The 11,210-nt window shown below is 71.5% G+C and carries 10 protein-coding genes and 1 pseudogene; 5 read left to right on the top strand and 6 right to left on the bottom strand.

Annotation, left to right across the window (positions count from 1 at the left end; all coding sequences use genetic code 11):
- Positions 1 to 162: 162 nt before the first annotated feature.
- The 6 genes and pseudogenes from GQS09_RS23400 to GQS09_RS23380 form a co-directional block, all read right to left on the bottom strand.
- Positions 163 to 924, bottom strand: a complete 762-nt coding sequence (locus GQS09_RS23400; RefSeq protein ID WP_165989417.1) for a Tellurium resistance — start codon at positions 922 to 924, stop codon at positions 163 to 165.
- Positions 925 to 1,140: 216 nt separating this feature from the next.
- The gene (locus tag GQS09_RS23395) at positions 1,141 to 2,277 is read right to left on the bottom strand and encodes a DUF475 domain-containing protein (RefSeq protein ID WP_165989415.1); all 1,137 of its coding nucleotides are present in this window, start codon (positions 2,275 to 2,277) and stop codon (positions 1,141 to 1,143) included.
- A gap of 102 nt (positions 2,278 to 2,379) precedes the next feature.
- The gene (locus tag GQS09_RS31060) at positions 2,380 to 2,523 is read right to left on the bottom strand and encodes a TerD family protein (protein WP_399552588.1); all 144 of its coding nucleotides are present in this window, start codon (positions 2,521 to 2,523) and stop codon (positions 2,380 to 2,382) included.
- Positions 2,478 to 3,029, bottom strand: a pseudogene (locus GQS09_RS29870) (TerD family protein); the annotation flags it as partial. The pseudogene GQS09_RS29870 and the gene GQS09_RS31060, both read right to left, overlap by 46 nt.
- A 194-nt stretch (positions 3,030 to 3,223) precedes the next feature.
- The gene (locus GQS09_RS23385; RefSeq protein WP_165989413.1) at positions 3,224 to 3,700 is read right to left on the bottom strand and encodes a peroxiredoxin; all 477 of its coding nucleotides are present in this window, start codon (positions 3,698 to 3,700) and stop codon (positions 3,224 to 3,226) included.
- A gap of 171 nt (positions 3,701 to 3,871) precedes the next feature.
- Positions 3,872 to 4,306 (bottom strand): DUF3052 domain-containing protein, encoded by a 435-nt coding sequence (locus tag GQS09_RS23380; RefSeq protein ID WP_165989411.1) that lies wholly within the window; start codon positions 4,304 to 4,306, stop codon positions 3,872 to 3,874.
- Positions 4,307 to 4,754: 448 nt separating this feature from the next.
- Here GQS09_RS23380 and aceE point away from each other — a divergent pair, with 448 nt between their 5' ends.
- The 5 genes from aceE to GQS09_RS23355 all read left to right on the top strand — a co-directional run bounded on the left by aceE (position 4,755) and on the right by GQS09_RS23355 (position 11,101).
- Positions 4,755 to 7,487 (top strand): pyruvate dehydrogenase (acetyl-transferring), homodimeric type, encoded by a 2,733-nt coding sequence (aceE, locus tag GQS09_RS23375; RefSeq protein ID WP_165989409.1) that lies wholly within the window; start codon positions 4,755 to 4,757, stop codon positions 7,485 to 7,487.
- A gap of 203 nt (positions 7,488 to 7,690) precedes the next feature.
- A complete protein-coding gene (locus tag GQS09_RS29865; protein ID WP_399552587.1) occupies positions 7,691 to 7,840 on the top strand; it encodes a hypothetical protein in 150 nt (49 codons plus the stop codon).
- Between the two features lie 50 nt (positions 7,841 to 7,890).
- Positions 7,891 to 8,790: a potassium channel family protein gene (locus GQS09_RS23365; protein WP_165989406.1), complete on the top strand. Its 900-nt coding sequence runs from the start codon at positions 7,891 to 7,893 to the stop codon at positions 8,788 to 8,790.
- Between the two features lie 101 nt (positions 8,791 to 8,891).
- The gene (locus tag GQS09_RS23360) at positions 8,892 to 10,106 is read left to right on the top strand and encodes an alpha/beta hydrolase (RefSeq protein WP_165989404.1); all 1,215 of its coding nucleotides are present in this window, start codon (positions 8,892 to 8,894) and stop codon (positions 10,104 to 10,106) included.
- 104 nt (positions 10,107 to 10,210) lie between these two features.
- Positions 10,211 to 11,101 carry a DUF4429 domain-containing protein gene (locus GQS09_RS23355; protein ID WP_165989402.1) on the top strand — a complete coding sequence of 297 codons (891 nt, stop codon included), beginning with the start codon at positions 10,211 to 10,213 and terminating at the stop codon, positions 11,099 to 11,101.
- The last annotated feature ends 109 nt before the right edge of the window (positions 11,102 to 11,210 follow it).

The following is an 11,210-nucleotide window of genomic DNA, read 5'->3' as shown; positions in this document are numbered from 1 at the left end:
CCCGGCCCGCCGCCCCGCGCCGCCGCGGCCGACGGCGGGCTACCCGCCGCCACCGCCGCGCGACCCGACGCCCGTCCCGCAGCCCGATCCGGCGTTCACCCTGCCGCCCCAGGGCCCGCAGTTCCTGCCCCGGTCCTCCGGCTGAGCGGCACGCGGCGCCGGTCAGCCGGTGGTGCGGGTGCGGCCCCAGCTCAGGCCCCAGCCGAAGAGACGGTCGATCTCGGACTGGAAGCCGTAGACGTACCGCACCTCGCGGCGGACCACCAGCTCGCCCCGGTCGTGCTCGATCATCGCCACCGAGCAGGCCCGCGCCTGCGGGTTGGGGTCGGTCAGCCCGACCTCGATGTTGAGGCCGTTGGGGGTCACCACGCTGATGATCGCGTCGGCCCGGGCGAAGGCCGGCGAGCCGTCCTTGATGTAGACGTAGATCAGGACCCGCGCGATGTCGTCGGCGTGGTCGAGGTTGATGTAGACGGTCTCGCCGGAGGCGGTGCCGAAGCGGTCGTCACCGGTGAGCTTGATGTACGGCGGCTCGTTGAAGTCGCCGTGCAGGCCGCCCAGCGGCTGGAGGGCGCCCCGGCTGCCGTCCTTGAGCTCGTACAGGCAGGCCAGGTCGAAGTCGACCGAGGACACGCCCTGGGTGTGGCCGACCACCTCGGCCGGCTTGAACAGTTCCAGCGGGTTGCGCAGCGCCTGCCGCAGGCTGCGGCTGCCGCCCTTGACCTGCGGCCCCATCATGTCCGAGGTCCGCATCCGCCAGGTGAGGGTGACCCGCAGGGTGCCGGAGGTCCCGCCGTGTCTGGTGAGCGAGACCTGCGGAGTGCGCCGGGTCAGTTCCATCGCGTAGCTGGACGCGCCGCCGACCGTGTCGAACTTCTGCACCGGCGTGCGGGTGCGCCGCCAGTAATCCAACAGGGAACCCATCGTGCCGCCCCTTGCCCGTTCGCTTCCCGATGCCCGTTGCCGTGTGCCGTTGCCGTGTGCTGCTGTCGTGCGCTGCCGTTGTCCGGTGACGCGCGAGGTGTGGGCGGTGCGCTGTCCCGCCGTCACCGGCGGTATCGGCCCGCGCCCACGCCTGGCGGGGCAGGCCCGGCTTTCGCCGGCCTGCCCCGCTGTGAGGTTTCCGCGCTGCGGGGCCGCTCACACCCCGGAGGTGACAACTGGCCGGTCTTCGGCCTCCTCGGCCCGGCGGTCCCGCCGGTTGTGCCGGACCGAGGTCCAGAAGGCGGCGGCGATCAGGCCGACCCCGAGCAGGCCGGTGACCTCCTCCGGCAGCGGCCAGCGGATGGTGAGGAGCAGCATCACGGCCAGCGCGCCGATCGCGTAGTGCGCGCCGTGCTCCAGGTAGCGGTACTCGTCGAGGGTGCCCTCGCGCACCAGGTAGATGGTGAGCGACCGCACGTACATGGCGCCGATGCCGAGCCCCAGGGCCATCCAGAAGATGTGGTTGGTGATGGCGAAGGCGCCGATCACTCCGTCGAAGGAGAAGGAGGCGTCCAGCACTTCCAGGTAGAGGAAGAGGAAGAAGGCGGCCTTGCCGGTCACCACCAGCGTGGAGGGCTGCCGGCCGGCCCGCAGGGCGGCCTCCTCGGCCTCCTCGGCGCGTTCCTCTTCCTCCTCCAGCCGGTTCTCGAAGTAGCCGGAGAGGCCGGCGACCACCAGGTGGGTGAGGATGCCGGCGAGTCCGGCGAGCAGCACGGTGGAGGTCTTGTCGGCATAGGTGTCGCCATGCTGATGGGCGTGCGGTGCCATGACCACGGCCGAGGTCAGCAGGGCGGCCATGGCCACGCCCACCGCGAAGGAGTCGATCTTGCCGAGCTTGGCCAGCGGGCGCTCCAGCCAGCCCAGCCAGGTGATGTGCCGTTCCTGGAAGATGAAGTTGAGGAAGATCATCAGCAGGAACATGCCGCCGAAGGCCGCGATCGACGGGTGGGCGTCGGTCACCATCTGCTCGTACTGGTCCGGATCGTCCAGTGCGAGCTCGATCGCCTCGATCGGACCGACGCCCGCGGTGACGGCGACGATGGCGACGGGGAAGACCAGCCGCATCCCGAAGACCGCGATCAGGATGCCGATGGTGAGGAAGATCCGCTGCCAGAACGGGCTCATCCGCTTCAGGATGCCGGCGTTCACCACCGCGTTGTCGAAGGACAGCGAGATTTCCAGGATGGAGAGGATCGCCACGGCGGCGAAGCCCTGCCAGCCCCAGAAGAAGTAGGCGGCGGCCATCCCGATACCGGTCACGGCGAAGGACCAGCCGAAGGTTCTCAGAATCACGGTGTTCCCGTCTCCTGCTCGAAGATCACGGCATCAGACTGCCTCAGCGTCGCCAACTTCCCACACCTCGATCAGTCTGCGATCAGTCTCTCTCAGACTGCATCAGACATTGACACCGTAATCCAGGGCGATCCCGCGCAGTCCGGAGGCATAGCCCTGGCCGATGGCGCGGAACTTCCACTCGCCGCGGTGCCGGTAGNGCGCAGTCCGGAGGCATAGCCCTGGCCGATGGCGCGGAACTTCCACTCGCCGCGGTGCCGGTAGAGCTCGCCGAAGACCATGGCGGTCTCGGAGGAGGCGTCCTCGCTCAGGTCGTAGCGGGCCAGCTCGACGCCGTCCGCCTGGTTGACGATGCGGATGTAGGCGTTGCGGACCTGGCCGAAGTTCTGCCCCCGGGTCTCCGCGTCGTAGATGGAGACCGGGAAGACGATCCGCTCCACCTCCTGGCCGACCTCGGCCAGCGCGACCTTGATCTCCTCCTCGTCCCCGGCGTCCTCGCCGAGGGAGCCGACCAGCTCGTCCCCCATGTGCTCCACGGTGCCGTCGGGGCTCTTGAGGTTGTTGAAGAAGACGAAGTGCTGGTCACTGATGACCTTGCCGCCGGCGTTGAGCAGCAGGGCGCTGGCGTCCAGGTCGAAGGCCGCGCCCGTGGTGGCACGGGCCTCCCAGCCCAGCCCCACGGTGACCGCCGTGAGATTCGGCGCTTCCTTGGTCAGGGAAACGTTGCCGCCCTTGCTGAGGCTGACTGCCACCGATCCTCCAGGAGAGAGTTCGCTTCCGGTTCCACCTCGTGCCGCGCCCCCGGGCCCGGCCGCTCGCCGCGGCAGCCCGGCGGCGCCGCAGCCCACTGTCCCATCTGCCCAGGGCATACGTCGGCTGAACGGCGGAAAGGGGCCGGGGGTTCCGCACCGGCCGCCGGAGCCGGGCGGGGCCACCGGGGCACGGGTCAGAGGCGTTCCAGGGCCGCCAGGTACTCCTCGGGATCGCGCGCATCGGGCATGCCGCGGACCACGCTCCAGCGCACGGTGCCCCGCTTGTCGATGACGAAGGTGCCGCGCAGCGCGCAGCCCTTGGCCTCGTCGAACACCCCGTAGGCCCGGGAGACCTCGCCGTGCGGCCAGAAGTCGGAGAGCAGCGGGTACTCCAGCCGCTCCTGGTCGGCGAAGACCCGCAGGGCGAAGGGGGTGTCGTTGGAGACGGCGAGCAGCTGGGTGTCGTCGTTGAGGAACCGCGGCAGTTCGTCGCGCAGCGCACTCAGCTCACCGGTGCAGATGCCGGTGAAGGCGAACGGGAAGAAGACCAGGACGACGTTCTTCTCACCGCGGAAGTCGGCAAGGCCGATGGTCTCGCCGTGCTGGCTGCGGAGCGCGAAACCCGGCGCCGGACTGCCGGGCGCGATTCCCGTGCTGGTGCTGCTGGCCATGCGCGATCCCTCCAGGACCGGGGCGGACGGGCCGGACGCCGCACAGTGTAGGGCGGCGCTCCGGCCGGGCGGCCGGGCCCCGGTGCCGCCGGACACGGCGGAAGGGTCCCGGGCCGGGAGGGACGGCCGGCCCGGGCCGGGACTGCCGGGCAGCCGGCAGGGGGCGGGCGGCTACTTCCGTCCCGCGGTCTTGGGCGTGACCAGCCGGCTGCCGGACCAGTCCTTGCCGGCGTTGATGGTCTTGGTCTGGGCCAGACCGGCGGTCTTGGCGGCCTCGCCGATGTCACTGGGCTCGATGTGCCCGTCACGCCCGGTCTTGGGGGTCATCAGCCAGATGGGCGCCCCTTCGTCGACCAGACCGGTGGCGTCCACCAGCGCGTCGGTGAGATCACCGTCGTCCTGGCGGAACCACAGCAGCACGACGTCCGGCACGTCGTCATAGTCCTCGTCCACGAGGTCCTGGCCGATCACGGCCTGGATGGCCTCGCGGAGCTCCTGCTCGGCGTCGTCGTCGTAGCCGATCTCCTGGACCACCTGTCCGGGCTCGAAACCCAGCTTTGCGGCGGGGTTGGTCCGCTCCTCCGCGTGGTCCGCGGTCGCGCTCACCGATGGCCTCCTGCTCCTGTCGATTGCCTGGCGGCCGTGCTCCCCCGGGAGGGGGAACCGGCCGGTTACCCGCGCGTCCGCGCGGACATTGAGCCGTAGTCCACACGGGCGGGCTGATTCTCGCAAGTACCTGGCGCGTGAGCCCGCCCAAACGTTGACGTTGCGGTTCACATCCCACCGCATCGCCCGCTCCGCTCTGCATTGCACCAGACGAAGCGTGATCTCCGCCACACGGTACGGCCGGGCGGCGGGCCGGGGCGGCACCCGGTGGGCGTAGGGTTGCGGGTTGGCTGCCGCCATCCCGCACGGCGGCCAGCGCCCGCCGCAGGGGGCGCCGTCTCACTCCGTGGGTATTACCGCCCAGTAGAGATGACGTTTCGCTTCCAGAGGTACACGATGGAAGGCGGCGCGACACCTGCAGAGCAACATCTAACAGCGAAGGAACAGCGTGGCTTCCGGATCAGATCGCAACCCGATCATCATTGGCGGCCTTCCCAGCCAGGTCCCGGATTTCGATCCCGAGGAGACCCAGGAATGGCTCGACTCGCTCGACGGCGTGGTCGACGAGCGAGGCCGGGAACGGGCCCGCTACCTGATGCTCCGCCTCATCGAGCGGGCCCGCGAGAAGCGGGTGGCCGTGCCCGAGATGCGCAGCACGGATTACGTCAACACCATCGCGACCAAGGACGAGCCGTTCTTCCCCGGCAATGAGGAGATCGAGCGCAAGATCCTCAACGCGACCAGGTGGAACGCGGCGGTCATGGTGTCGCGCGCGCAGCGCCCCGGCATCGGGGTCGGCGGCCACATCGCCACCTTCGCCTCCTCCGCCTCCCTCTACGACGTCGGCTTCAACCACTTCTTCCGGGGCAAGGACGCGGGCGACGGCGGCGACCAGATCTTCTTCCAGGGCCACGCCTCGCCGGGCGTCTATGCCCGCGCCTTCCTGCTCGACCGGCTGTCCGAGACCCATCTGGACGGGTTCCGGCAGGAGAAGTCGCGCGCCCCGCACGGTCTGTCCAGCTACCCGCACCCGCGGATGATGCCGGACTTCTGGGAGTTCCCCACGGTCTCCATGGGCCTGGGCCCGATCGGCGCCATCTACCAGGCGCGGATGAACCGCTATCTGCAGGCCCGGGGCATCGCCGACACCTCGAACTCGCGGGTGTGGGCGTTCCTGGGCGACGGCGAGATGGACGAGCCGGAGTCGCTGGGACAGCTCACCCTGGCCGCCCGGGAGGGCCTGGACAACCTCACCTTCGTGGTCAACTGCAACCTCCAGCGGCTCGACGGGCCGGTACGGGGCAACGGCAAGATCATCCAGGAGCTGGAGTCGGTCTTCCGCGGCGCCGGCTGGAACGTGATCAAGCTGGTCTGGGACCGCTCCTGGGACCCGCTGCTGGCCCAGGACCGGGACGGCGTGCTGGTCAACAAGCTGAACACCACCCCCGACGGCCAGTTCCAGACCTACGCCACGGAGACCGGCGCCTACATCCGGCAGCACTTCTTCGGCGACGACCAGCGGCTGCGCAGCATGGTCGAGAACATGACCGACGACCAGCTCCTGCACCTGGGGCGCGGCGGTCACGACCACCGCAAGATCTACGCGGCCTACAAGGCGGCCACCGAGCACCAGGGCCAGCCGACGGTGATCCTGGCGCAGACCATCAAGGGCTGGACGCTGGGGCCCAACTTCGAGGGCCGCAACGCCACGCACCAGATGAAGAAGCTGACCGTGGACGACCTCAAGCGGTTCCGCGACCGGCTGCACCTGCCCATCCCGGACAAGGAGCTCGAATCCGGCCTGCCGCCGTACTACCACCCGGGGCGGGACTCGGAGGAGATCCAGTACATGCACGACCGGCGCAAGAGCCTGGGCGGCTATGTGCCGACCCGGGTGGACCGGTCCAAGCCGCTGAACCTGCCGGGCGAGAAGACCTACGCGGCGCTGAAGAAGGGCTCCGGGCAGCAGCAGATCGCCACCACCATGGCGTTCGTGCGGCTGCTGAAGGACCTGATGCGGGACAAGGAGATCGGCAAGCGGTTCGTGCCGATCGCGCCGGACGAGTACCGCACCTTCGGCATGGACTCCCTCTTCCCGACCGCCAAGATCTACAACCCGCTGGGGCAGACCTACGAGTCGGTGGACCGGGACCTGCTGCTGTCGTACAAGGAGACCCCGACCGGGCAGATGCTGCACGACGGCATCAGCGAGGCGGGCTGCACGGCCTCGCTGATCGCGGCCGGGTCGTCGTACGCCACGCACGGCGAGCCGCTGATCCCGGTGTACGTCTTCTATTCGATGTTCGGCTTCCAGCGGACCGGCGACCAGTTCTGGCAGATGGCCGACCAGATGGCGCGCGGCTTCGTGCTGGGCGCGACCGCCGGGCGGACCACGCTCACCGGTGAGGGCACCCAGCACGCGGACGGCCACTCCCAGCTGCTGGCCTCCACCAACCCGGCCTGCATCGCCTACGACCCGGCCTTCGGCTTCGAGATCGCGCACATCGTGCGGGACGGCCTGCGCCGCATGTACGGCGAGAACGCCGAGGACGTCTTCTACTACCTGACCGTCTACAACGAGCCGATCCACCACCCGGCCGAGCCGGAGAACGTGGACGTCGAGGGCATCCTCAAGGGCCTGTACCGCTTCCGGCAGGGCGAGGCGGGCGAGATCCCGGCCCAGATCCTGGCCTCCGGCGTGGCCGTGCCCTGGGCACTCACCGCCCAGCGCATCCTGGCCGAGGACTGGAACGTGCGGGCCGATGTGTGGTCCGCGACCTCCTGGAACGAGCTGCGGCGGGACGCGGTCGCGGCCGAGGAGCACAACCTGCTCCACCCGGAGGAGGAGCAGCAGGTCGCCTACGTGACCCGCAAGCTCCAGGACGCGCAGGGCCCGGTGCTGGCCGTATCCGACTGGATGCGCTCGGTGCCGGACCAGATCGCCCGCTGGGTACCGGGGACGTACCAGTCGCTGGGCGCGGACGGCTTCGGCTTCGCCGACACCCGGGGCGCGGCCCGGCGCTTCTTCCACATCGACGCCGAGTCGATCGTGGTGGGCGTGCTGACCGAGCTGGCCCGCGAGGGCAAGGTCGACCGCTCGGTGCTGAAGCAGGCCATCGACCGCTACCAGATCCTCGACGTCACCGCGGCCGACCCCGGCACCATGGGCGGCGACGCCTAGCCGCCCGCCCACGGCTCCGCAAGGGGCCGGCGGAGGCCACCGCACTGCGTCGGTGGCCCGCCGGCCCCTTCCGCCGTCCGGGCCACCACCGCACCGGACCGTCCTCCCCGGCACCCGGGCTGCTGCCCGCGCTCCGCAATCGCTGGGAGGGCATCGCCGGTGCCGCGGGCACCTCGGCGGCCGTCCGCCGCCGTTTCGACCTCATGACCGGGATCACCGGGCTGGACCGGCAGCGGGCCGCCCGGTGGACGCTGTGCCGGGTGCTGCAGAACGCCCTGTGGGACATCGAGGCGGGGGCCGCCGCACTGGAGCCGGAGCAGGCGGCCATCGCCCGGGCACTCCTCCGGCGCTGAAGTCCCCCGTCCCGCGGTCCCCACGGCCGGGGGGCCGTAGCATGCGGGGCATGTCTGCTGTGCCGGAATCCGCCGTGTCCGAGCCGACGCCCGGGACGGGCGCACCGGAGCCCGCCGCCGCGGGGCAGCGGCGCGAGACACCGCCCGCCGAGCCGGTCCGGACCCGCTGGGAGCGGCGCACCGAGATCCCGCTGCTCTCCCTGGCCGTGCTGTTCGGCATCGCCTACGCCGTCCCCATCATGGTCACCGATCCGCCACGGACCGTGACCGTGCTCTGCCAACTGATCAACTGGCTGGTCTGGGCGGCCTTCGCGGGCGACTACGTGGTGCGGCTGGTTCTCTCCCGGGACCGGTGGGCGTTCGTCCGGCGCCACCCCTTCGCCCTCGCCGCCGTGCTGCTGCCGCTGCTGCGCCCGCTCCAGCTGCTGCGTCTGGTCTCCGCGCTGCTGCTGGTCGGCGAACGCGCCAGGATGGCCTCGCAGATCCGGCTGACCACCTATGTCGCCGGCTGCTGCGGCGGCCTGCTGATGTTCGGCTCACTCGCCGTGCTCGAAGTGGAACGCGGCGTCGAGGGCTCCACCATCGAGACCCTGGGCGATGCGGTGTGGTGGGCGTTCGTCACCATGACCACCGTCGGCTACGGCGACACCGCACCGGTCACCGGCATGGGCAAGCTGCTCGCCGTCGGCCTGATGCTCGGCGGCATCGCGCTGCTCGGCGTGGTCACCGCCAACATCGCCGCCTGGTTCATCGCCCGCTTCGAGCGCGAGGACCGCACCACCGAGGAACTGACCTCGGCCGTGGCCGAACTCACCGCCGAGGTGCGGACCCTGCGGGCCCGCATCGCCGAAATGTCGGAAACGTCACACTCGATGGCAGCCGCGGACAGCGGCGCAGGTCACGGGAGGGGCCCGGCACCGCCCCCGCCCCCCGCCCCCCGCACCGGCTGACCCACGCCCCGCCGGATACCGGTTTCCGCGCAGGTCCCGCCTATGATGCGGGACTAGTGCATGCACCATCCCTTTCTCCCGCCCCTCCCGCCGGCGGTCGCGTGACGACCGCCGTACGCCGCGTGCTGCTCCAACTGGCAGTGGTCTTCGCGGTCCTCGTCACCTCCGGCTGGGTCGCCCGCGGCGAATCACCCCCGCCCGACGCCTACTCGGTGCAGCTCGCCGAGTGGCGGCAGGAGGCGGTCGCGGGTGCCGCGCTCCCCGACCCCGGAGCCCCGGCGGAAGAGATCTCCGGCTTCTTCACCGGGCTCAGCGCGTTCCAGCAGCTCGCCCTGGCCCGCGACTATCCGCTGGTGGTCGGCAATCTCAACGGAGCCCCGCTCCAGCTGCGCTACACCGCCAACCGGTTCGCCCTCGGCGAGGCCGAGGCCGGGGAACGCGCCCGGCTGGAGAACAAGCGGCTCACCCAGGCCGGCCGGCGCGCCGTGAACCGCCGCGCCAACCGCTACGAGTCGCTGCGCACGCCGCGCCGCCAGATCCTGGCCTTCGACCCCGACGGCCGGGGCCGGGCCGCCGAGGTGCTGGGCGATCTCGACCGGGCCCAGCGGATCACGGTGATCGTCCCGGGTGTCGACAACGACCTGCTGAACTTCGAGCGCACCCGGCTGAAGTACTCGGCGCCGGTGGGCATGGCCGCCGCGCTCCACCGGGAGCAGCGGAAGGTGGCGCCCGAGGTGCGCACCGCGGTCATCGCCTGGGCCGACTACGTGACGCCGAACGGGATGAGCGTGGCGGCGGCCACCGCGGAGCTGGCCGAGGCCGGCGCGGAGCGGCTGACCGGCCTGCTGGCCGGGCTGCCCGGCGATGCCCCGGTGACGCTGGTCTGCCACTCCTACGGCTCGGTGGTCTGCGGGGTGGCCGCCGCGGAGCTGCCCGGGCGGGTGTCCGACATCGTGGCGGTGGCCAGCCCCGGCATGCGGGCCTCCAGCGCCGCCGCGCTGGACACCCCGGCCCGGATCTGGGCCACCCGCGCGCCGGACGACTGGATCGCCGATGTGCCGAATCTGTCGGTGGGGCCCCTGGGCCACGGCATCGACCCGGTCAGCCCCGAGTTCGGGGCGCTGCCGCTCAGCTCCCGGCGGGTCGAGGGCCACGCCGGATACTTCGAGCCGGGCACGGACAGCCTGGCGGGATTCGCCCGGATCGGCACCGGCCGCCTGCACGAGCTGGACTGGTTCACCGACGCGCCGTACTGCCGCTTCCGGGAGGACGGCACCGGCGGGCGGGCCGCGGCCGCCGCCTCCGCCCCGTACTGACCGGCACGTTCCGGGCACCGGGCGGGGCGCCCCACCGGCCACATCCGTTCCCCTCCCGGACGGGGAGCGTCCCTACGGCACGGTTGGCACATACGATGAGCCTTATGGGTGATGTGCTGGCCGGAATCCACTCCTCCTGGGAGTTCGACACCGACTCCGTGCTCATCCGCTTCGAACGGGGGCTCCGTACACCCAGGCTGTTCCAGGTGCTGGGGGAGCGCCGCATCCCGTACGAGGCGCTGAGCTCGGTGGAACTGGCACCGGGGGCGAAGCGGGGGACCGTGGTCCTGCGTGCCGTGCCCCGGAAGGGTGCCGATCCGCTCGTGGAGTGCGCCGCGGGGCAGCTCCGCGAGGCGGCCGACCCCTACCGGCTGGTGCTGCCGGCCGAGCGCGCCACCCTGGCCGAGTACTACGCCACCGAGCTGGGTTCCACGCTGGGGGCGGACGGCGACGGCCCCTGCCCCGCCTTCCTGGTGGCGGCGCCGGCCGCACCGCTCCAGTTCAAGGCGTACGACGCCAAGGTCACCTTCGACGGTGCGGCCGTGGCGTTCCGCTGGTTCTGGACCGGCGCCTCCTCGGCCAAGTGGAAGGCGGGCGACCAGACCTTTCCGATCGCCGAGCTGGCCGGGGTGGAATGGCGCTCGCCGGAGATCGCCGGGGGCCATCTGCGGCTGATCCGGCGCGGTCCGGACGGCAAGCCGGACAAACCGGAGGAGCCGGGGCCGGCCGACCAGGACCCGGCGGCCGTGGTCTTCGGCCTCGGCTACGGGCTGGTGCACGAGTCGCTGCCGCTGGCCGCCAGCGTGCTGTACGCGGTGCGCAACGCCGCTCCGGACGAGCTGTCGCCCGCGCCGCCGCAGGCCCGCCACAACGGGCGTGCCGACCCCGCCGACATCGCCGAGCGCATCCGCCATCTGGGGGAACTGCACTCCGCCGGCCTGCTCACCGACGAGGAGTTCACCAGCAAGAAGAAGGCCCTCCTCGCCGAACTCTGACGCCCGCCGCTCCCCGGCGCTCCCCGTTGCTCCCAGGACGTGCCCCGGCGCTGCCCGCGCAGCGGGCCGGCGGGTCCCCGGCGCGGCGGCCCGCGGCCGGGCCGCGTAC

The organism is Streptomyces sp. YIM 98790, from assembly GCF_011421595.1.
Classification (GTDB): Bacteria; Actinomycetota; Actinomycetes; order Streptomycetales; family Streptomycetaceae; genus Streptomyces.
This window is presented reverse-complemented; position numbering and strand designations above follow the sequence as displayed.

Coding starts and splice junctions, on each gene's coding strand:
- GQS09_RS23400 (WP_165989417.1), bottom strand. CDS start 924: ATGGGTTCCCTGTTGGATTACTGGCGGCGCACCCGCACGCCGGTGCAG.
- GQS09_RS23385 (WP_165989413.1), bottom strand. CDS start 3,700: ATGGCCAGCAGCACCAGCACGGGAATCGCGCCCGGCAGTCCGGCGCCG.
- GQS09_RS29865 (WP_399552587.1), top strand. CDS start 7,691: ATGACCGGGATCACCGGGCTGGACCGGCAGCGGGCCGCCCGGTGGACG.
- GQS09_RS23365 (WP_165989406.1), top strand. CDS start 7,891: ATGTCTGCTGTGCCGGAATCCGCCGTGTCCGAGCCGACGCCCGGGACG.
- GQS09_RS23355 (WP_165989402.1), top strand. CDS start 10,211: ATGGGTGATGTGCTGGCCGGAATCCACTCCTCCTGGGAGTTCGACACC.